The sequence below is a fragment of the Nocardia sp. NPDC050378 genome, assembly GCF_040655675.1.
Lineage (GTDB): Bacteria > Actinomycetota > Actinomycetes > Mycobacteriales > Mycobacteriaceae > Nocardia > Nocardia coubleae.
The window spans coordinates 206,796-227,701 of the sequence record NZ_JBFAKI010000011.1 but is presented as its reverse complement, the minus strand read 5'-3'; the positions used below and the strand labels follow the sequence as shown (position 1 = coordinate 227,701).

At 66.2% G+C, this 20,906-nt stretch carries 20 protein-coding genes and 1 tRNA gene; 13 read left to right on the top strand and 8 right to left on the bottom strand.

Features of this window, described 5'->3' with window-relative positions; all coding sequences use genetic code 11:
• Positions 1 to 450 precede the first annotated feature (450 nt).
• Positions 451 to 900: a PTS glucose transporter subunit IIA gene (locus tag AB0I35_RS23665; RefSeq protein ID WP_357398368.1), complete on the bottom strand. Its 450-nt coding sequence runs from the start codon at positions 898 to 900 to the stop codon at positions 451 to 453.
• The gene (locus AB0I35_RS23660; RefSeq protein ID WP_357398366.1) at positions 897 to 1,127 is read right to left on the bottom strand and encodes a PTS glucose/sucrose transporter subunit IIB; all 231 of its coding nucleotides are present in this window, start codon (positions 1,125 to 1,127) and stop codon (positions 897 to 899) included. Before AB0I35_RS23660 ends, AB0I35_RS23665 begins: the two co-directional genes overlap by 4 nt.
• 174 nt (positions 1,128 to 1,301) lie before the next feature.
• On the opposite strand from AB0I35_RS23660, the gene AB0I35_RS23655 reads away from it, so the two are divergent.
• From AB0I35_RS23655 to nagB, 4 genes are all read left to right on the top strand, one after another.
• A complete protein-coding gene (locus AB0I35_RS23655) occupies positions 1,302 to 2,627 on the top strand; it encodes a PTS transporter subunit EIIC (protein WP_357398365.1) in 1,326 nt (441 codons plus the stop codon).
• A gap of 6 nt (positions 2,628 to 2,633) precedes the next feature.
• Positions 2,634 to 4,298 carry a phosphoenolpyruvate--protein phosphotransferase gene (ptsP, locus tag AB0I35_RS23650; RefSeq protein WP_357398364.1) on the top strand — a complete coding sequence of 555 codons (1,665 nt, stop codon included), beginning with the start codon at positions 2,634 to 2,636 and terminating at the stop codon, positions 4,296 to 4,298.
• A gap of 420 nt (positions 4,299 to 4,718) precedes the next feature.
• Positions 4,719 to 6,002, top strand: coding sequence for an amidohydrolase family protein (locus AB0I35_RS23645; RefSeq protein WP_357398362.1), 1,284 nt, complete (start codon positions 4,719 to 4,721; stop codon positions 6,000 to 6,002).
• Positions 6,002 to 6,781 (top strand): glucosamine-6-phosphate deaminase, encoded by a 780-nt coding sequence (gene nagB / locus AB0I35_RS23640; protein ID WP_357398360.1) that lies wholly within the window; start codon positions 6,002 to 6,004, stop codon positions 6,779 to 6,781. Before AB0I35_RS23645 ends, nagB begins: the two co-directional genes overlap by 1 nt.
• A gap of 2 nt (positions 6,782 to 6,783) precedes the next feature.
• On the opposite strand, the gene AB0I35_RS23635 is transcribed toward nagB, so the two are convergent.
• Both AB0I35_RS23635 and AB0I35_RS23630 read right to left on the bottom strand, forming a co-directional pair.
• On the bottom strand, positions 6,784 to 7,425 hold the full coding sequence (locus AB0I35_RS23635; protein ID WP_357398359.1) for an HD domain-containing protein: 642 nt from the start codon (positions 7,423 to 7,425) through the stop codon (positions 6,784 to 6,786).
• 71 nt (positions 7,426 to 7,496) lie between these two features.
• Positions 7,497 to 8,162: a methyltransferase domain-containing protein gene (locus AB0I35_RS23630; RefSeq protein ID WP_357398358.1), complete on the bottom strand. Its 666-nt coding sequence runs from the start codon at positions 8,160 to 8,162 to the stop codon at positions 7,497 to 7,499.
• 98 nt (positions 8,163 to 8,260) lie between these two features.
• Between AB0I35_RS23630 and AB0I35_RS23625 the strand changes: the two genes are divergently transcribed.
• A complete protein-coding gene (locus AB0I35_RS23625) occupies positions 8,261 to 8,842 on the top strand; it encodes a helix-turn-helix domain-containing protein (protein WP_357398357.1) in 582 nt (193 codons plus the stop codon).
• Here AB0I35_RS23625 and AB0I35_RS23620 read toward each other — a convergent pair.
• Positions 8,775 to 9,071 carry a hypothetical protein gene (locus AB0I35_RS23620; RefSeq protein WP_357398356.1) on the bottom strand — a complete coding sequence of 99 codons (297 nt, stop codon included), beginning with the start codon at positions 9,069 to 9,071 and terminating at the stop codon, positions 8,775 to 8,777. The genes AB0I35_RS23625 and AB0I35_RS23620 overlap by 68 nt on opposite strands.
• 134 nt (positions 9,072 to 9,205) lie before the next feature.
• Between AB0I35_RS23620 and AB0I35_RS23615 the strand changes: the two genes are divergently transcribed.
• The 3 genes from AB0I35_RS23615 to AB0I35_RS23605 all read left to right on the top strand — a co-directional run bounded on the left by AB0I35_RS23615 (position 9,206) and on the right by AB0I35_RS23605 (position 12,534).
• Positions 9,206 to 10,159, top strand: a complete 954-nt coding sequence (locus AB0I35_RS23615) for a nitronate monooxygenase (RefSeq protein ID WP_357398355.1) — start codon at positions 9,206 to 9,208, stop codon at positions 10,157 to 10,159.
• Between the two features lie 37 nt (positions 10,160 to 10,196).
• On the top strand, positions 10,197 to 10,751 hold the full coding sequence (locus AB0I35_RS23610; protein ID WP_357398354.1) for a TetR/AcrR family transcriptional regulator: 555 nt from the start codon (positions 10,197 to 10,199) through the stop codon (positions 10,749 to 10,751).
• Between the two features lie 73 nt (positions 10,752 to 10,824).
• A complete protein-coding gene (locus tag AB0I35_RS23605; protein ID WP_357398353.1) occupies positions 10,825 to 12,534 on the top strand; it encodes an alpha/beta fold hydrolase in 1,710 nt (569 codons plus the stop codon).
• On the opposite strand, the gene AB0I35_RS23600 is transcribed toward AB0I35_RS23605, so the two are convergent.
• Positions 12,531 to 14,174 (bottom strand): CocE/NonD family hydrolase, encoded by a 1,644-nt coding sequence (locus AB0I35_RS23600; RefSeq protein ID WP_357398352.1) that lies wholly within the window; start codon positions 14,172 to 14,174, stop codon positions 12,531 to 12,533. The two genes, AB0I35_RS23605 and AB0I35_RS23600, sit on opposite strands and share 4 nt — an antisense overlap.
• A gap of 676 nt (positions 14,175 to 14,850) precedes the next feature.
• Here AB0I35_RS23600 and AB0I35_RS23595 point away from each other — a divergent pair.
• The 4 genes from AB0I35_RS23595 (at position 14,851) to AB0I35_RS23580 (ending at position 18,144) form a co-directional block, all read left to right on the top strand.
• Positions 14,851 to 15,627, top strand: a complete 777-nt coding sequence (locus AB0I35_RS23595) for an HNH endonuclease (RefSeq protein ID WP_357398351.1) — start codon at positions 14,851 to 14,853, stop codon at positions 15,625 to 15,627.
• 142 nt (positions 15,628 to 15,769) lie between these two features.
• On the top strand, positions 15,770 to 16,585 hold the full coding sequence (locus AB0I35_RS23590; RefSeq protein WP_357398350.1) for a hypothetical protein: 816 nt from the start codon (positions 15,770 to 15,772) through the stop codon (positions 16,583 to 16,585).
• Positions 16,586 to 16,834: 249 nt separating this feature from the next.
• On the top strand, positions 16,835 to 18,043 hold the full coding sequence (locus tag AB0I35_RS23585; RefSeq protein ID WP_357398349.1) for a hypothetical protein: 1,209 nt from the start codon (positions 16,835 to 16,837) through the stop codon (positions 18,041 to 18,043).
• Between the two features lie 24 nt (positions 18,044 to 18,067).
• Positions 18,068 to 18,144 (top strand) — tRNA-Phe (locus AB0I35_RS23580).
• 487 nt (positions 18,145 to 18,631) lie between these two features.
• On the opposite strand, the gene AB0I35_RS23575 is transcribed toward AB0I35_RS23580, so the two are convergent.
• On the bottom strand, positions 18,632 to 18,793 hold the full coding sequence (locus tag AB0I35_RS23575) for a hypothetical protein (RefSeq protein ID WP_357398347.1): 162 nt from the start codon (positions 18,791 to 18,793) through the stop codon (positions 18,632 to 18,634).
• Positions 18,794 to 19,918: 1,125 nt separating this feature from the next.
• Between AB0I35_RS23575 and AB0I35_RS23570 the strand changes: the two genes are divergently transcribed.
• Complete coding sequence (locus tag AB0I35_RS23570) at positions 19,919 to 20,446, top strand: HD domain-containing protein (protein ID WP_357398345.1); 528 nt, start codon at positions 19,919 to 19,921, stop codon at positions 20,444 to 20,446.
• On the opposite strand, the gene AB0I35_RS23565 is transcribed toward AB0I35_RS23570, so the two are convergent.
• Positions 20,422 to 20,904 carry an NUDIX domain-containing protein gene (locus tag AB0I35_RS23565; RefSeq protein ID WP_357398344.1) on the bottom strand — a complete coding sequence of 161 codons (483 nt, stop codon included), beginning with the start codon at positions 20,902 to 20,904 and terminating at the stop codon, positions 20,422 to 20,424. The two genes, AB0I35_RS23570 and AB0I35_RS23565, sit on opposite strands and share 25 nt — an antisense overlap.
• Between the last annotated feature and the right edge of the window lie 2 nt (positions 20,905 to 20,906).

The window sequence follows — 20,906 nt, the reverse complement described above, 5'->3', positions numbered from 1 at the left end:
ACGGACAAGGAAACGTCACGGTTCACCATGCGCCCAACGATTCGATCTCACCGCTGTCGGTTGCCGCCTGTTTGCGAGAGGCTGGGCTGAGTTCCCAGGATCGGAGTTGCCATGAGGCCGAGCTCATTTCTCGGACCAGCCGTTTGTGCCGCGATAACTCTCGCTGTCGTCCTTCCGGCGCAAGCCAGTGCTGATCCCGTCACCGATCTGCTGTGTAACAGCGGATCGAGTCAGTTCTGTCCACCGCCACCGCCGCCGCGCGAATGCCATCCCTCCTACGATCCGTGTGTGCAGATCGCACCCGATGTCGACTGTGCAGGTGGTAACGGGGACGGACCCGCATACACGGGCCCGGTTCGAGTAATCGGCCCCGACGAGTATGGGCTCGATGCCGACGGGAACGGGATCGGCTGCCAGAACAGCTGACTATCGGCTGTCTTCGAAGGGCCGTTAGGGCGTATCGAACAGGGGTGCACCGGGTTCCACGATTGTGTCGATCGTGTCGGGGTTGATGGAGTTCTTCGGGGAATCCATTACGACGATCGGGCAGATGATCGGGTTGCCGGTGGCGGCGATCTCGGTGGGGTCGAAGGTGACGATGGGGGTGCCGGTCTCGACGGTGTCGCCTTCGGTGGCGTGGAGGGTGAAGCCTTCGCCATTGAGTTTCACCGTGTCGATGCCGAGGTGGACCAGGACGCCGATGCCGCCGCCGAAGACCACGAAGGCGTGGGGGTGGAGTTTGAGGAGCTTGCCGCTGATGGGGGCGGTGACGGTGAGGGGGCCTCGGCTGCGGTCGGGGTCGATGGCCACGCCGGAACCGACCAGTTGATCGGCGAAGACCTGGTCGGGCACTTGCGACAGCGGGATGACGCGGCCGGCGAGTGGGGCGGTGACATTCACAGGATGTCCTCGATGTCCTCGGCCAGCGTGTCGGCTTCGGGGCCGACGACGACCTGCACGACGGCGCCCGACTTGAGGACGCCGTGGGCGCCTGCCGCCTTGAGCGCGGCCTCGTCGACCTTGGCGCCGTCGCGCACCTCGGTGCGCAAACGGGTGATGCACGCCTCGATCTCGACAATATTCTCCGCGCCGCCCAGGCCCTGGACGATCGCTTCCGCTTTGGACATGTGTTCTCCCTTTCCGCGGTGGTTGCCGGTACCAGTATGGGAGCCTCGATTGTGCGCCACGTCATATTTCGCGGTTGACATCCGTCGGCCACCTGGTCAAACTGACAACTGGTTATGACCGGACAGTACCCGTCAGAGCCACTGGTTCACAACCGCTGGACGAAGAAGGTCGACATGACTGCCGTTACCGACAGCCCCAAGCAAGAATCCACAACATTCGCGGGATTGCAGCGCCTCGGGCGCAGCCTGATGCTGCCCATCGCCGTGCTCCCCGCGGCGGGCATCCTGTTGCGTCTCGGCCAGGACGACCTACTCGGCCGCTTCTCCGCGCTGGAAAGCGCGGCGTCGGTGATCTCGGCGGCGGGCCAGGCGGTGTTCACCTGGTTGCCCCTGATCTTCGCCGTCGGCATCGCCATCGGCTGGGCCAAGAAGGCCGATGGGTCGACCGCGCTGGCCGCGGTGGTCGGATACATGGTGATCGACGGGGTGTTCAAGGCGATGTCGCCGATCGTGCTGGAAGGCAAGACCGACCCCAAGGGCGCACAGGCACTGATCAACTACGGCGTGCTCGGCGGCATCGTGATGGGTCTGCTTTCGGCGATCCTGTGGCAGCGGTTCTATCGCACGAAGCTGCCCGACTTCCTCGGGTTCTTCAACGGCAGGCGGCTGGTTCCCATTCTCACCGCCGTCACCGGTCTGGTGGTCGGTGTCGCGATGGCCTTCCTGTATCCGGCGTTCAACTCGACGCTCACCTGGGTCGGTGAGGCGGTCGCGGACAATTCGGTGGTCGGTGGCGGTATCTACGGCGCGGCCAACCGGTTGCTGATTCCCACCGGTCTGCACCACATTCTGAACTCAACGGTCTGGTTCCTCGTCGGCGATTACACCGACGCATCCGGTCAGCTGGTTCGCGGCGACCTGAACCGTTTCTTCGCGGGCGACCCGAGCGCGGGCACCTTCATGACCGGCTTCTTCCCGATCATGATGTTCGCGCTGCCCGCCGCGGCCTTCGCCATCTGGCGCAATGCGCGGCCGTCGCAGAAGAAGCTGGTCGGCGGCATCATGCTCTCCACCGGGCTCACCGCGTTCGTCACCGGCATCACCGAGCCGCTCGAGTTCTCGTTCATGTTCGTGGCGTGGCCGCTGTACGTAATGCACGCGATCCTGACCGGAACGTCGATGGCGCTGGTGAACGCGCTCGGCATCCACGACGGGTTCACCTTCTCGGCGGGTGCCATCGACTATCTGCTGAACTTCGGCAAGGCGACCGATGCGTGGCTGCTGATCCCGATCGGGCTCGGGTACGCGCTGGTGTACTACCTGCTGTTCAGCTTCGTGATCAAGAAGTGGAACCTGCGGACGCCTGGCCGCGAGGCGGAGACCGATGACGAGGTCTCCGGCGTGGCCGAGGCGCAAGCCGAACCCGTGGCGGCGGACAGCGGCGATACTCGAAACGATGGAATCGAGACGAAGCTGGACAAGAAGCCGGAAGGTGAGTGACGCCCGATGCCGGAACAGGTGATCCGTGGGCTCGGGGTCAGTCCCGGGGTGGTGTGTGCGCCGTGGTTGCGATTCGGTTCGCACCTCGAGACCTCCGCGCAGGACCCGGTCGGCGGGCCGCCCGACGAGGAACTGGCCCGGGTGAAAGCGGCGCTCGCGGGGGTGGCCGACGAAATGGCCGCCAGGGCGTCGCGCGTGGACGGCGTTGCGGCGGAAATCCTTTCGATGTCGGCGACGATGGCCCGCGACCCGGGCATCGTCGCCGCCGCCGAGAAGGAACTGAAGGCGGGAATGCCGACGGCGCACGCCGTGCACCTGGCCTTCGAGGGTTTCTGCGCCAAGCTCGAGGCACTGGGCGGGTACATGGCCGAACGCGCGACCGATCTGCGCGATATCGGCGGGCGAACGATCGCGGTGCTGCTCGGTGAGCCGATGCCGGGTATTCCCGAGCCGGGATTTCCGTTCGTGCTCGTCGCGCGCGATCTGGCGCCGGCCGACACGGCGATGCTGGGCGACAGCGATGTGGTCGGCCTGCTCACCAGTGCAGGCGGGCCGACCAGTCACACCGCCATCCTGGCGAAATCGCTCGGCCTGCCCGCTGTGGTGAACTGCCCGCAGACCGACAAGCTCGTCGATGGCGCACCGGTGCTGCTCGACGGGTCGACCGGTGAAGTGGTGATCGACCCGAGCTCCGAGCGTCAGCAAGCAGCGGCCGAGCAGGCGGCCGCCGACAAGGCGCGGCTCGCGGCGGCCAGCGGACCGGGGCGCACGGCCGACGGCACCCCAGTGCACCTGCTGGTCAATATCGGCACGGTCGACGACGCGGTGAAGGCGGCGCCGGTCGACAGCGAGGGTGTCGGCCTGTTCCGCACCGAGTTCATGTACCTCGGCAAGGCGTCGGAGCCTTCGCTGGACGAGCAGACCGCCTCTTACACAGCGGTTCTCGAGCAGTTCGGGGGCCGCCGCGTGGTGGTGCGCACTCTTGACGCGGGCTCGGACAAGCCGCTGCCGTTTCTCGATCTCGGGACCGAGGAGAATCCGGCGCTCGGTGTGCGTGGATTGCGGATCGGATCGGTATTCCCGGAAACACTGGCCACCCAGCTCGCCGCGCTCGCTCGCGCGGGCGAGGCGACGGGCGCCGACTTGTGGGTGATGGCACCGATGGTCGCCACGGCCGACGAGGCCGCCGGATTCGCGGCGCTGGCAAGGGAATCCGGCGTGCGCAAGGTCGGGGCGATGATCGAGATTCCGGCGGCGGCATTGCGGGCGGCCGATCTGCTGGCGCACCTGGACTTCGTGAGCATCGGTACCAACGATCTCAGCCAGTACACCTGTGCCGCGGACCGGATGGCGGGCAGCCTCGCACAGCTCCTCGATCCCTGGCAGCCGGCGGTGCTCGACTTGATCGCGATGGTCGGCGCGGCGGGAACGGCATCGGGCAAGTCCGTCGGTGTATGCGGTGAGGCGGCGTCGGATCCACTGCTGGCCCCGGTGCTGGTCGGGCTCGGAGTGACGAGCCTGTCGATGTCGGCGCCCGCCCTGCCCGCTGTCCGAGCGGCCCTGGCGGGGATCGACATTCAGCGTTGTCAGGAAGCGGCCGACGCGGCGTGTGCTGCGCGTGGGCCACAGACGGCACGTCAGGTGGTCGCGGCGATCGTTGGACGGGCATGAGGTGGTGACGGCGGGGTCGAGCGGCTCGGTGGTCGCTGCGGCTGCGCGCGGGGTGCGACGTTCGGCCGCCGACAGCGTGGTGGCGGCCGTCCCCCTGGCAGCGGGGATGTCACTGATCGGGTCTCCAGCCGCAACCAAGTCACCGGCAGGGCCGCCGCCTCCGGTCGGGGCGGGCGGACCCCAGGCAGCAACGGTGCAACCAGTCGAACCGTTGGCCGCGGTCGTGGCAGCCGAGCTTGCGGCAGCAAGAATTTCAGCGGTCGGGCCAGCGGCGGGGATAGTGGCCGGCGCATACCGGGCAGTGACGCTACCAGCGGTTGGGCCGCTGGCGGCGTGCTGGTCGATCATCGGCCCGCGGGGTGCGGCGGTTTGGGGCACGCCGGTATCCGGCGGTATTGGTAGAGGGATAGGTGGGTCGGCATGACTGCCTTGCGGGGGTGGGTCGTCGGTGCGGGTGAGGGTGAGATTGCCGATGGCGTGGTCGAATTCGACGGGGCGACGATTACGTGGGTTGGTGAGGCGGCGAGTTATCCACGCCCGCAGGAACTTCCGGAGGCTACGGATGACCTTGTGCTGCCCGGGTTGATCGACCTGCATTGTCACGGCGGGGCCGGGTTCGGGTTTCCCAATGCCGACGGGACGGGGGCGCGGGTTGCGGCGGCGCACCATCGCGCGCACGGCACGACTGGGCTGCTCGGCAGCTTGGTGTCGGCGGCGCCGGAGGTGTTGGTCGAGCAGGCGGCGGTGCTGGCGGATCTGGTGGACGGCGGGGAGTTGCTCGGGGTTCACCTCGAGGGGCCGTTCATCAATGCGGTGCGGTGTGGTGCGCAGGATCCGGCGGCCATCGTTGCCGGTGATCCGATGCTGTTCGAGCGGATCTACCGGGCGTCGCGCGGGACCGTCCGGTCGATGACGCTGGCGCCGGAAACCGCGCACTTCGGCGAATTGCTCGGCGTGATGCGCGAATACGGTGTGCTGCCGAGCCTGGGGCATACCGATGCCGACGCGGCGACGACGTCGGCTCGGATCGCCGAGTGGGTCCACCCGCGCGGAACAACCGAGCAGGCCTCCACACCGCGAAGTCCCGACACTGCTCCACAGCCCGCCGAAAGCTTCGGAGCGCCCCGAACCGAAGCCCGTGGGCCAGTGCGGTTCGGTGGCGAACCGATCACCGCCACCCATTTGTTCAACGGGATGCCCGAGTTGCATCACCGCAGGCCCGGACCCGCTACCGCCTGCCTGGCTGCCGCCGCCCGCGGCGAGATGGTGGTCGAATTGATCGCCGACGGTGTGCATCTGGCGCCGGAGACCGTCGCGATGGTCTTCGACACGGTCGGTGCCGAGCAGATCGCCCTGGTGTCGGACGCGATGGCGGCTGCCGGGATGAGCGACGGCGACTACCGGCTCGGCGCCCTCGAAGTGACGGTGCGGCACGGGGTAGCCCGGCTCGCCACCGAGGACGGTTCGCCGGGCGCTATCGCCGGTGGCACGGCAACACTGCTCGAGGTCGTGCGGTGGTCGGTGGAGCATGCGGGTATCCCCCTCGTCGATGCGGTCAGGGCTGCCACGCGCACGCCTGCGCGGGTGCTCGGGCTCGAGGCCGAGCGCGGCACGTTGCGGGCGGGCGCGCGGGCCGATGTGCTCGTGGTCGATCGGCAATGGCAGGTGCGGCGGGTGTTCGTCGCCGGAACGGAAGGAAGCTGATGGAAATCGTGATCCGCGCGGACGAACACGAAGTGGCCACCACGGTCGCCGATATCGTCGGCGGCTCTGTGCGCCAGGGCAACGCGATCCTCGGCCTGGCCACCGGGTCGTCGCCGCTCGGCAGTTATCGGGAACTGGCGCGCCGCTGTCGCGACGGCGAACTGGACTTCACCACGGCCAGCGGGTTTCTGCTCGACGAGTACGTCGGCCTGCCGAAAAGCCATCCGCAGTCGTACTTCTCGGTGATCCGGTCGGAATTCGTCGATCATGTGAACCTCGATCCTGCGCGTGTGTTGAGCCCGAACGGAGAGGCGGGCGACATCGCGGGCGAAGGCAGGCGTTACGACGCCGCGATCGCCGCCGCCGGCGGGGTGGACGTGCAACTGCTCGGAATCGGCACCGACGGGCACATCGGTTTCAACGAGCCCGGTTCGTCGCTGACCTCACGGACCAGGGTGAAGACGCTCACCGAGCAGACCCGCCGGGACAATGCCCGGTTCTTCGACGGCCCCGACGACGTCCCGCACCATGTGCTCACCCAAGGGCTCGGCACCATCTGCGAAGCCCGGCACCTGGTGATGATCGCCCTCGGCGCGGGGAAGGCCGACGCCATCGCGGCGGCCGCCGAGGGTCCGCTGTCGGCGTTCTGCCCGGCCTCGGTGATGCAGTGGCATCCGCATGTCACCGTGGTGATCGATGAAGCCGCGGCGAGCAAGCTGAAGCTGGCCGACTATTACAAGTACGCCCTCGCGAACAAGCCTGTGTGGCAGTCGTTCTGAGGTCAGGCGCGTTCGGCCAGGATGCGTTCGGCTTCCCCCGGGTCGCAGTCGAAGGCGGCGCGGACGGCGGCCACCGCCTGTGCGTGTTCGCCCGCCGCGACGAGCCGGTCGATCTCGGCCCATTGCGCGGACGGCGCGGCCACCTCGGGGCCTAATCGGCGGTCGAGACGTTCCCACATACGGGCGACCGTCGGGTCGTCGGCGAGCAATCCGCCGAGATGCGCTTTGAAGGTGGGGTGTTCGGTGCGGTACATGCCCATCCAGCTGGAGGCGGGTGGGCTCGCCTCGGCATTGGCCGTGCGGTCGGCGAGTTTGAGGATCACGGCGCGGGGGTGGGCGGCGATCTTGGTGTAGGCGTCCAGGTTCCGAGCCTTGCGGTCCGAACCCACGCCGGTGACCGCCCAGACGAGATCGAGAACCGCACGCCCGAAACGGGTTTCGACCTCTTCGGCGGTGACCGGGGTGTCCTCGATGACGTCGTGGAGCCAGGCCGCCACCGCGAGATCGCCGCCGAAACCGAAGTCGTCGAGTACTCCGCGCACGGCCGCGAGATGGGTGACGTAGGGCCGCTCCCCATAACGCTGGTCACCGTGCGCCGCGACGGCGAATTCCCGTGCCTGCGCTTCGCGCTGATCGAACTCCATGCGACACCCCCGTGCTCGATTGCGATCCTGTTGCCCCGACCCTAGCCGAGGCCACCGACAAGTCGGGCCGATCAGCGCTGAGCGGTCCCGGATGCGGGTTTCATACAGGTGAGAATGCCGGTCTGATAACGGCTCTGGGTGTAGCCGAGCTCGGTGAAGCCGATGGCCGCCAGCTGGTCAACGTAGCGGCGGATATCGACAGCGTCGAAGCCGCCGAACATCGGTGCGAGCAATCTGCGCATTCGAGGTGACGGTGAGGCATCGGCAAGCAGCAACCTGCCGCCGGGACGCAGCACACGCCACATCTGCGCCAGCGCCTCAGCACGGTGTTGCTCCGGGATGTGATGCATGACGAAAGTGCTGGTCACCACATCGAATTCGGCATCACCGAAAGGCAATCGCTGCGCGGGCCCGTGCTCGTATCGATGATGGGGTGTGCGGTCACGCCGCTGGTTGTCGTCGATGGCGGCCGCCGACGGGTCGACACCGACGACGGCACCGGTCGAGCCCGTCGCGATACCGAGGGCGCGGACGAGTTTTCCCGGGCCACAACCGATATCGAGCACATGGTCACCGGGGCGCACCCCTGCGGCCGTGACGAGTTCGGTGAGCAGCGCGCGATGCCTGCCGAGGAAGAACACGCTGGTGAACAAGTTGTAGCGGCGCAGGCCAGCGATGAGCAGACCGGTGTCGCCGTCGTCGACGAACATGGGAGTGAGAAGCTGATTTCCTGTCATGAACCTATGGTCGGGCGAGGTCGTTGCCGCGACCAGGCGCAAGATGTGGCGATCTGTCCGTTTCCGCACAGATCCGGGAAATCCGTCCGGGAGGCACGATGTCCGAGCACACCGATCGCCGCGTCCGGCGCACCCGCGACGCCCTGCACCGCGCGCTGATCGAGCTGATGATCGAGCGCGGCTACGAGCGGGTGACGGTGAGCGACATCATCGAACGCGCCGACGTGGGCCGATCCACCTTCTACGCCCACTACCGGGACAAGGACGACCTGCTACTGGTGAGCTGCACCGAATTCCTGCGCCGCGAAATCGCGAACACCGCGGGCGGGGCCTCTCCGCTCGGCCGACTTCGCGTGCTGTTCCAGCTCGCGGGTCGGTATCCCGAGGTGTACCGGCCGCTGGTCGGGCCCAAGGCTGCGACCGCCGTGATCCACGCCTACCGGCGCGGATTGGCGGAGCTGATCGCCGAACTGTTCGGCGACTGGCCCGCGACCACCGTCGCGTTCGTGTCCTGGGGACTGCTCGGCCTCACCGCGGAGATCATCGACTCGCCCGATCCGCTGCCGGCCGAGCGAGCATGGCAGCAGTTCGAGAAGCTGGTGGCGACCGGGATCAGTGGCGGCGCAGATCCGGCCACGGCGGACGGCGCAACAGGGCGAGCGCCAGGATCACGCCGGTGAGCAGACCGATCCACTCCCCCAGTTGGGCAATGCGATTGGCATCGACCGCCGGTGACCAGTGCGCTCGGCCTTCGTGAATGACGAAGACACCGACGGGCCGTGCGGGCCTGCCGAATCCGCCGCCGCGAGCGACGGTGATGACGGTGGTGCCATCGGCCGTGTCGGTAGGTTCGCCGAAGACTATCGGCGGTTCGGTAATGGCCTGTTCCAGTCGATCTCTGATCGTCATCCGGACCCCCGTTGGTGTCGATGCGGCAATGCCGTCGAACATACGCGCCATGACCGACAGGTCGCGTTCATTCCGGCTGTCATGATGGGAACTGCCGCGCCCGGCGCCCGTCCGGGACGAGAGGAGCCGCGCCGATGACCCCCGATCCGGTCCTGTCCACCACCTGGTCGCGCTCGCTCGGTCTGCGGGTCCCGATCGTGAACGCGCCGATGGGCGGCGCGGCGGGTGGACGGCTCGCGGCCGCGGTGACCGAGACGGGTGGACTCGGCATGATCGGGATGGGCAGTGCCGGTTCGGCGCAGGCATTGCGCCGCGAACTGAGCGAGGCAGGCGGCGCCCCGGTGGGCATCGGGCTGGTCGACTGGGTACGCACACGCGAAGCCGACCTGCTCGACACCGCTCTCGCCGCCCGTCCACGGGCGTTGTCGATCAGTTTCGGTACCGATTTCTCGTGGGTGCCCGAGGTCCAAGCGGCGGGCATTATCGCGATCACGCAGGTCTATGACGTACCCGGCGCACATCGAGCACAGGAGGCGGGCATCGACGTGATCGTCGCGCGCGGCAGCGAAGGCGGCGGGCACGGCGCCGACCGGCTGGCGCTCATGCCGCTGCTCGACGCGGTGCTCGACATCGCGACCGTGCCGGTGCTCGCCGCAGGCGGCATCGGTTCCGGCCGGACACTGGCCGCGGTCCTGGCCGCCGGAGCCTCGGGCGCGTGGCTCGGTACCTGTCTGGCCGCGGCCGAGGAGTCGCTCCTGGGTGAGAACGCGCGGCGTGCCATGCTCGCCGCCGACTCCACCAGCACCGTGGTGACCACCGAATTCGACGAGGCACTCGACCTGCCGTGGCCGCCGATCTATCCGGCGCGGGTGTTGCGCAACGAATTCACCGATCCGTGGACCAGGGCAGAGGGTGACGAGAACCCGCCCGGTGTCGATGATCTGCGCGCGGCCATTGCCGCCGACGATCCACGGATCGCGCCGGTCGACGCGGGTCAGGGCGTCGGGCTCGTCACGCATGTGGAACCCGTCGCCGAAACCATCGCACGCCTGTGCGCTGAAGCCGCCGAGCTGCTCACGGCAGGCTGACCTTGCAAAAATATGTTGACCGGTCTAGTTTTGGCTCGTGGGTGCAAAAGGAGCCGAAACCCGGTGCAAACTGATCAGGACCACCAGGTCACTGATCGAATCGCGCGGCTACTTCGGCACCGGACTCAAACAGATCGTCGAGGACAGTGGGGCGCCACGCGGGTCGCTCTACTTCCACTTCCCCGGCGGTAAGGATGAACTGATCTCGGCGGCACTCACCGACAGTGGCACCGAGATGGCGCAGCTGATCCGCACCATCGAGGCGACCGACGCGCGGGAATTCGCCCACACCATGCTCCGGCTGCTCGGCGATCAGCTCGAGTCCTCCGACTGGACCATCGGCTGCCCGGTGGCGGCAGTGGCATTGGATACCGCGTCGACCAATGACGCTGTGCGACAGACCTGTTCGGCTACTTACCGCCTCTGGGAAGACGCCATCCGGGAGCGGCTGATCACGTTCGGTCACCCCGAGCCCGAACGCCTCGCCACGGCGGCACTCGCCCTGATCGAGGGTGGATTGGTGCTGGCCAGAGCGCACCGCGATCGTCGACCTCTCGATCGACTGACCGACACCATCGACCTGCTCGTCTGACCCCGCAGCGCCCGCAGCGGGGCTCGTTTATCACCACAAAATATGCCAATCGGTCTACTGAAAGTAGGACATCATGGTTCATACCGATTCGATCGTTTTCGGGGCGGCCGGATTCATCGGCCGCTCGCTGGTCGCGGAATTGCTGCGCACCGGGCACACCGTCACGGCCGCCTTGCGCGCCGGCAGTGAGCAGCGCCTGTCCGCGTGGCTGGTCGAGCAAGGCGTGGACACCGCCGGTCTCACGATCACCACCACCGATATCGCCGAACCAGATCTCGCATTGGGTGACTCGATCGAAGGAGTACGCGATGTGTACAACGCGGCCGCCTTGATGAAGTTCGGGCTCGATGCCGACGTGGCGCGTCGGGTCAATCTCGACGGTGCGCTGCACGTGCTGGAATGGGCAGCGCGGCAGCCGGATCTGCGTCGTATCGTGCACATCACCGGATACCGCGCCGAAGCCGGACACACCGACTACCGTTCCGGCGCCTACGAGGCCTCGAAGGTCGAGGCCGACGCGCTGCTGCGAAAAGTGGCTGCTGACAAGCACATCCCCCTGACCTTCGCCAACCCGTCCGGCGTGGTCGGCCCCGGTCAGTTCTTCGGGCTCGCCGACCTGATCGACTTGCTGTGGCGCGGCAAGTTGCCCGTGCTGCCGGGGTCGGCCGACACGTTCATCCCGGTCGTCGACCTGAACTACCTCACCCGTTTCATCGTCGGCCTGCCCACCCTGCCCGACACAGCGGGACGTTCCTACCCCGTCCTCGACGCCACGACCCCGAATCTTCCCGAGCTGATCCGCCTCGTCGCTGATCACTTGCATGTCCGCGCACCGCGCATCACCGTCCCTGCCGAAATCTTGCGGCGGCTGCCGCGGGCACTCACTCAGACCGATCCCGAGACGCTGTCATTCATCAGCAGCGACCGATACGACACCTCCGCCGGCGACGAAGTCGCCGCACGGCTGGGTATCACGCAGCCACCGGTCGGCGATCTCCTGCGGTCCTATGCCGACCGGATCGTCGCCACTCGTAATGGTGCCGTGGAGACGACGCGGGCAGCCGGTTTCCACACGGGAACCTGGCTGAGCGGCGATCATGCCGACCCAGATTATGTGCTACTGCACGGCATTCCACTCGACAGCGATTCGTGGGCCGATCTCACCGATGCGCTGGAAGGTTCGGTTCTCGCCGCGGATCTGCCCGGACTCGGCCGCTCGGCCGCGACGAACATGTCGTCAGCCGAGTGGATCGACGACGTACTCACGCCGGTACGCAGCACGCCCGTGCTCGTCGGGCACTCCCTCGGCACCGGTGCCGCCGTCGAATACGCGCTTCGCCACCCGGATCGGGTTTCGCGACTGGTGCTGATCGCACCGTGGTTCCTCCAGTCACAGGTGCCGTGGATTACCGCTTCGCCTCTGGCTGCCGCTGTCGCGAAGCGGCTTCCGGTCGCGAAACTGGCCGCGCGCCTGGGTATTCCGAATGGCGCCGCGATCGAGTCGGCGGTCGCGGGCCTGCGGCGCACCGGGGTGGCTCAGCGTACGTTCGCGATCATGCGGGCGGTACGCACGGATCGATACCGTGCCGACCTGGCCGCGAAACTCGCCGAGGTCCGCGTTCCGGTCGACATCGTCGTCGGTGCCGACGACCCGCTGACGCGGCCGACCACCCACCGGGTCACCACCATCGCCGGTGCCGGACACTACCCACAGCTGACCCATCCCGACCAAGTCATCCGCGTGATCGAGGGCTCGGAAAAGTCTGTCTCCCAGCAGGTTTAAGCAGGCAGTTCGACCCGCACGGCCGGATCGTTCAGCAGCGCCTGCCCGAGTTCGACGGTTTCGGCACCGCGCCACCGCGCATGCCAGGTCGGCACGCCACCGGACAGGTTCAGCTCGCGGGCGGCGGTGAGCAACGGCAGTTCCACCCGCGCCGCCTCGACGGTGACCCGCGCATTGGTCGGCGTATGCGACCACACGTCGTCGACAACGTCGGTGATGCGCACACCCAGGCGATGCCCGACAGCCAACCGCGCGTCCTGCCACAGCAGCCGGACCTGGGTTTCGGTGCGAACCGGGGCGATCCCCCGGCTCATCACCGTGGCGCGGCCGTCGGGTGCGATGTCGTAGAGCTCCAGCGCGACCGTCGCCTCGGGCGGGCCGGACAGTGTCAGGGACGCCGTGGGGCGGCCCGCCAGGTGCACCGGCTGGGTGACCGGATCCGAGATGGACCAGATCTCCCGGTCGGCGCCGGGCAGCAGACCGCGATCGACATAGGTTCCGGTGCGCAACTGGACCGTCGTGCGGCGCGTATCGACCGGCGGCCACACGTCTTCGCTGCGCCACCCGCCGTCGAACTGGCCGACGGTGACCGGCGGGCCGGGCACCTCCACATCGGCACCGGCCACGTGCCGGTCCAGGAATGCGGACAGTTCGGCGGCGAAATGCGGTGTGCCGCACTTCTCCCGGCAATCGGAGTGGCCCCACTGTCCGAACCAGGCACGATGCTCGCCCGGGCCCCGCGCTTCCCAGGCCTCGATGACCCGATCGGCGCGGGTATTGGCATCGAGGAAGCCCTGGCCGAGGAACAGCGGGGTGGTGTTGCCGCGTAGGTCCTCGACCATGTCGCGCTCCCGCCAGCCGGGGTCGGCGCCGTTGTGGTTCACGGTGAGCCCGAGATAGCTGTCGGCGCAGGCCTGGGTCATCTGGACGGCGTTGGCTTTGTACTCGTCGCTGTCGGCCCAGTGACCGGGGGTCGACGCGATGGCCAGGTGCTCGCCGCCTGCCATGTCGGCGGGGCGCACACCGTCCTCGGTCAGCGGTTTGCCGCCGAACTTCCACGAGGTGCCCTGCATGTACAGGTACGAATACGGGTCGACGACCGGCGCGAACGCCGCGACCGCCGCGAGCCCCTTCGGCTTCTCGGCCAGCGCCATCATCCCGGTCCAGCCCTCATAGGAGGTGCCGACCATGCCGACCCGGCCGGTCGACCACGGCCTGCTCGCCGCCCACTCGACCGCCGCGACCACATCGGAGCGCTCCCCCGGCCCGCCGTAATCCGGGCAGCCGTTGGACCCGCCGAAGCCGCGCAAATCCACGATCACATAGGTGTAGCCGGCCTGCAGCGCCCATTCGACCGGCAGATTCTCGGTCGAAGGCCCGCCTTCGGGTCGAGGCACACTGAGATAGGCCAGATGCGCTCGGTACGGACTGACGGTCAACAGCACCGGCGTCCGCACATCCGGCGCCAGGCCGGGAGGCCGCAACACATCCGCGTGCAACCGGGTTCCGTCGGCCGCGGTCAGATACTCCTGCGTCCACGTGAACTCCACCGGCGCCTCGGCCACCACCGGTGCCGCCGCCATCCCGACCACCAACGCCACGCCGGCCATCGCCCGCGCCGCCACAACGCCCCATCGCACCCCTGGACTATTACCGCAATCCGCTCACCCGTCCAGCCCCGATATCCGGGGGGCGAAAACCCCGGATACGGGAAAGTCCACCCGCCGTGTGATCACGGAACGGGTGGACTCAACCGTTTACTGCGTACCCACTGCTTAGGGAACGGGCCGATCAGCACCGTTTCCGCAGGTCAGGCTTACACGTCGTAGTAGAGCTCGGACTCCGTGCAGGACGTTTGTTGCTGATGCCTGCGCTCGGTTCGTGTGCTTAACCTGGGGTTTCGATCGCCGTCATCGTTGGCAGGATATGGGCGCATCCGCGCCTACTGCGGACGGATTGCGGACGGGTTGAGGTCGACCAGGTTCGCATCTCAAGGTTCTCGTTGATTCTGGGCCCATTCCGGCATCCGACGGCCTGGCGCGGCCAGCCACGAGAGTGTCCCCAGGTGGAGTGATCGCAGTCCGCATGCAAAGCAGGTGCTAGATCGTCGTCGCCCAGACTCGGCAGATGTGCGCCCGGTAATGGTCTACGACCGTGGTCCACCGGACACTTCAGACCACCCTGCGGTCCAGCAGGCGCAGGCGGCAGCGGGCCGCGGTTCGGGATCGGGTACCGCAAACCACTACCAGTACGCGTGCCGGACGTTGCCGGACGCTGCCCAATAGTGCCGGACAAGTGCCTATCATTGCCATACACATGCCGATCGTGGTACAAAAGTGTGGCCGGATGAGCATCGGGCAACGGACACACTGCCCCCACACGGGCAGAAGGGAAAGTGAAGACATGACCGAACGGAAGCCCTCTTCCCTCGTGCAGGTGGCAGCGTTCATCGCCAGCGTCGGGGTCGGGAACCGGTTCACGATGAAGCAGCTCAACGCCGCGGTCCCGGATGTCATCCAGACCGACCGGCGGATGCGCGATCTCCGCCAGATGGGCTGGAAGATCGACAACTACAAGACCAACGCCACCCTGCCGCCCGACCAGTACCTCCTGCAGGAGATCGGGGTTCGGGTCGACCAGGGAGAGCGCCGCCCGCCCACCATGCGTCAGTCGATCACCGGAGCCAAACGGCGCCGCATCTTCGACCGCGACGGAATGGCGTGCCGGATCTGCGGAGTCACCGGCGGACAGGAGTTCCCCGACGCCCCTGGCCGCAAGGCTGTCCTCACCATCGGTCACATCGTCCCGAAGGACCGTGGCGGATCCGACAACGACGACAACCTTCAGATCGAATGCCAGCGCTGCAACGACGAGGCGCGCAACAACACCCAGTCGCCGCCGGACCCGGCAGAAGTTCTGACCGCCATCCGCAACCTCAAGGGTGGGCGCGAAACCAAGAAGACGATTGTCGGATGGATGCTCGCCGGCAAACGGGAGATCAGCGACGCCGAGCGCGCTTTCGGCAATTGGTGGCGGCTCCCCCACGACCAGCGTCAGGAGGTCAAGGATGCCCTGGTCAGGGAAGTGCTCTGACTCCGATCAGAGGTAGAGGGGCCGCGGGGCTGCTGATCACTCCAACAGCAGCCCCGCCTTCGCCGCAGACTTCTTGTCGCACCCCCGACGTAGCGTGGAAACGACTCCACAACAACATGTTTCACTCGCAGGAGCAGAACCCATGGTGACGAGCACCAGTGCCTCCGAAGTCGTAGACCACTTTGCCCCCAACGGCACCAAGACCAACAAGTTGCTGGACTGGTGGAAACACCGGCGAGGCCTTGGCCACGTCGCTCAAACTGTCCTGGCCCACGTAAGCCGAACACCTTACACCGTCGTCGCCGAGGACATCGCGACCCTCACCACGAACCATCCTCTTGGCGAGATCCGCCCCAGCCGGGCCTATCAGGTCGACGCCATCAAGAACTGGAATCCCGGCTACGCGTTCACCCACCTGTTCCACCAGATGCTCGAGGAGCACCGCGGGGTTTTCACCTGGGACGAGTTCCGCGAATGGGCTCAGCACCCAGCAGTGGAAGACAGGCTGTGGCGACCCGCGCAAGCAGTCATCGAGGCTGCGGTGGCATCCGGAGCGGACCCGAAGGAAGCCCACGAGGCGATGCAATGGCGGATCGGAGTGTTCTACTACTCGTTCCTGCGCGAGCTCTACGTCATCGCCCGATTCCGCGAGCAAGACCTCCCCGTCCTGTGCCACCCGCTCGCCGACGCCCTATTCCGCACCGACGCATGGTGCGACAACGTCATCGTCGAGCTATACATCCCCAACCCCACATTCAAAACCAGCGACGCCGGCCGGAAGTGGAAAGCCCGCGAGCTGTTCGCCGACCAGCCACATTTCGAAGTCGTCGAGCTGGCCATGCCCACACAGCACACCTTCGGAAACCTGCATCTCCCTGGCCCTCGGACAATCGATCTGGCTGCCAACAAGATCCGGCAGGCGCTCGAGCGGTCACAGGCTCGTGCGGAGACCGCCTAGTAGACATTGTTATGCGCCCCAACGGCGGCCGAGGTAGGGGCGATGGGCACCCCTGACCCCAGTTCAGCCGGTGGGCGAAATCGCCTGGTCAGAGGAATTTTCGATGGGGCACTGCTCGGTGCTGACATGGGAGTTGTTCAGCGTCGTTCGTATCGTGTGGTCCCGTTCCGGTCCCGTTGTCGGAGCCTCGAAATAGGGTGCGCATGTGACAGACAGCAATGACCCAGACTTGGAGGAACGGAGCGGCTTGTGGCTGATGACAGCGTAGAAACAGCTACCACGTGGCCATTGGAAGGCAGCTTCGCCTGTGGTAGCGGCTTCTTAGTGACACCTGACTGCCTCGGGCAGAAATTTCGAACGCGAACTGCGAACCACGAGTTGTTTCTTACGCTGCCAGTCCGACCAGATGGCACGGAGGCGAACGACCTGCGACGCACGCCGTGGACGTACGTTCTTGAGGGCGACGAGCGAGACGCTTGCTGGTCGGATGACGAATGGGGCACCGTAGCAGGCGCTGCCGGGGAGACACCGATCTACGCGCATATCAAAAGGTGCGTTGTCCACTCTCAGGTCGCAGCGAATGATGAGGTTGAGTTCAAGGCAGCTGCCCAGCAGTTCGGAGACGAGTTAGCCGCCTGGTGGAATTCCGTCTGCGATTGGCTCGACATTCTCACTTTGCAGGATTTTGCCAGCCTCAAGCGCGCTCAGCGGAGCATTCTAAACGACTCGGTACAGATGTGGAGCGGCGATTCAGTCGGTATCCGAAAGGCGGGCATCAGTTACCAGATCTTTACAGGTGGAATACACCAGGTCGAAGTACTTGATGCGAACCAGCTACAGGCCGCATTCGATTTGGCTGCACGTGGAACGCGGCCTGACGCTGAATGGCTATTCATGAGAGATGCGCGCTCCCTCCTAAACGCTGGCGAGTATCGGCGAGCGGTGATCGACGCGTGTACAGCAGCAGAGCTCGCCGTGACTTCGCTCATCGACCGGAAATTTGACGATGACGGGACAACAAAGGTTGAACGTAAACGAGAGTTCGGTGCACATCATGGACTCTTTAAGCTCACTCAACTCCACAAGAAGCGGCGGGCCTTCGGGAAACTGCCTACACGCTTGGTCGAGGAGGTCGGCGCTCCTCGAAACAAGGCAGCTCACAAGGGTGCGTCTCTCAGCAGAAATGAAGCAGAGACTGCTATCGGAACCGCAGCAGAAGTCGTTTCCATTGCTTTCCCGCTCAGCTCGATAGTCCCCGGTTTCCCGGCCAGCATTATTCGTTCTTCGCGACAGTTGGGAATTCTGCCACAGGACGAATACATGCATTTGGCGAGAGGATGCGACTTCGTAGCAAGGGCGGAATTGCCGTCGGCCGCAGGCATGAACGGGCAGTCAGCGATCATGCTTACGGGGCGAACTGTCCGTCACGATGACACCCCCTCTGAAACGAGTTCTTGACCATCCGGAGTCGAAGCGGAAGTCGGCCTGGTACGAACAGTTGGCGCCCGATCCTGCGCCTGAAAAGCGGAAGGTCGCCGGTTCGATCCCGGCCCTGGCCACAAAGATCCCCTCACCAAAACACCTGGTAGAGGGGATTTTTCGCGTTCTACCCCCGCTCGGGTACCGGTCGAGATTTTGACCGTGGTTTACCGCTGAAATCCGGTGCTTGGGGCACGTGGGGGGGCACGGGGTCTTGGCCCTGTTCTGGGTTGGGTTGCGCACACTGGGGGCTGGCTCACCGCCTGCCCGTTAAGGCCTGCCTTTCACGCGCAGAGGCTCACAGGTCAAGGGTGGCGAAAGCCATCAGCGAAGCTGACGCGAATGCGCCCTTGAGGTGTGAGGGGCGCGGGATCACACAATGCAGGCCAACCCAGTACAGGGCCACGCGGCCACCGGTCGCGATACCACCGACCTCACCGCGGATTCTGTTCAGCAATTCGCCGGGCTGGGTGTTGCGGGCCTGGGGTCGGCGTCGTTGGCGACCCGCTACCGGCTTCGTTGACGGCGGCCAGGAGGTGGAGAAGGGGGCCGAAGCCCCCTCCCGGGCTAGGCGTATTCGGTCATGGCGGCTTCGGTGGCGAGGTAGTCGGTGAGGCAGGGCTGGCAGGCGAAGAGGGGCTTCCAGGGGCCGTGGTCGTGCTCGGGGAAGACGGTGGTGGCGGGTGCGGTGGTGCAGGCCCAGCAGGTCGGGTGAGTGGTGATGATCATGATGGGGGTTCCTCTCCGGTTGGGGTGGTCTGGCTCTGTGTCGGTGGAATCTGGGCTCGCCCGGACCAGGCCGCGCCCGCCCCGGCAAAGGCTCACCGCCCGAGGTGGTCACCCGGCAGAGTGATCGAGGTGAGGTGAAGTGCCCGAAATGACGTCGCCGCTGGTGACCACCTCGGGCGGTGACACGTCTTGGTCTTTGCCGGGGTGGGTGCGGTCTGGTACGCCTTCGGCAGATTCCGTCGACGCAGAGACAGGCCGCACCAGGCGGAGAGGAACCCTGGTGGCCATCGCTGCGGACTGGACTGCGACTGAACGCGACAACTGACCATCGCAACGGGACGAACTGGCATGGACCTCGACCGGACCGGACCACAGCCAGTCGACCGGGCAGAGTGCCGGCCTTTTCGCCGACGACTGCGGGAGAGCCAATCGGGGACGGCACCCGTCGCGCCCAGCACTGCTCGGTTGTTGGGAAAGGCGGTCAGATAGGACCAAGTCGCCGGTATGGCGCAAGCGTGCCGCCGACGCGCCGACGTGCCCAGGCGGCGCCTTATCAGCCTGGTTGCGCGTCGAAGCGCGGCGGCGGCGCGCATGCGCCGCCGCAGGCGCTCTTGACTCTATATAGCCGAATTCGGCAACCACTTCGTGAAGTGAGAGGCGCTCAACAACTCGGGGTGTCGTGAACCTGGCCGGTGAACCCAGCGAGATCGGTTGGCGTTCATGGCCTTCCACCCTGACCGCTCGACTAGGCTGGGCGTCACCTCCAGCTCAGGGGCGGTGTGGCAGCTGGTCCAGGCCGCATCGCGCCGAGGAAGGAGGTGGTGGGAGATGGCGAAACATCGCCGGAGGAAGAGCAAGGCCCCGGTCGACTACGGCATTGTCCTTGCAGGGGCTGCCGTGATCGCCGGGGCGCTCATGTTGGTCCGCCGAGTCTGGCTGGCTAGCTAAACCCACCTGGGTAGGGCGTCGGGCCAACGGCGTCCTACCCGCTCGGCATCACTCTCGTGACGTTCCTGATGGTACTTGACGTTGAACCTCAGGAACAGCGCGATGAGCGTCTAGTCACCTTGCGAAGTTACCTGGCAGCAACCGGCGAGGGTGTCGCATCCGGCGTAAGATGAACTCGTGAATGAAGCGATGGCGAAACTCCTAGCGCCACTTACTGATTCGCGACGTGCCCACTCCATTGCAGTCGGTGAGCGAATGGAGGGCGTTGCTAACGTGTTGCCGGAGAATTTGCGGGCCGACGCGATCACGGCCGCATACCTCCATGATGTCGGCTACGCGCAAGCCGGGCTCGGCTTCCACCCGATCGATGGGTCGCGACTGCTCCGCTCGTTGGGCTACTCGCCGATCGTCTGCCACATCGTCGCTTTCCACACGGCAAGCATGGTTGAGGCCGACGTGCGCGGAATTGACCCGCAGGTGTTCACCGAGTTCGAGCTCGACGACGTGCCGGGCCTCGACCTCGCGGACGACTTGATGTGGTGGGCCGATCTGTCGACGGGGCCGAATGGCGAATCGTTCACGGTCGACCAGCGAATTGACGAGATCCTGTCGCGATACGAGGCGGGAAGCGTCGTCCATACGGCGATCACCCGCTCTGCGCCGCTGCTCAGAGCGGCCGCTCAGCGTGCGGAAGGATCGATGTAGGGCTCATCCTGCGTAAGTGCCCAATCGAGGCGTTTTCGCTGGCTGGGGTCCATTTTCAGTGTCGGTATGCGGTCGATGGGCACCCACTCGACACGGGTGCTTTCGCTACTGGTGGTCGGAGTCCCACCAACCGCTTCCGCGCGGTAGATGACAGTGAATTCCTGCCGGACCTCGTCGTTGCTCGTGTAATGAATGACATGGTCCGGATCGGTGAAGATACCGACAATGCCGGTCAGTTCGACCGCGACGCCGGTCTCCTCGTCCGTCTCACGTACGGCGGTCCGGCTCAATGATTCGCCGGGGTCGTGGGCTCCGCCGGGCATCGACCAGTTGCCGTTGTCAGATCGGCAGATCAGAAGCACTGAGTCGCCCTGGCGGACAAATGCGCCAGCACTCGGCCGGACACTGTTGGCCGCAGGTGCGTTCGGATCGTGGTGGTAGTCGATTCGGCGTCCCATCA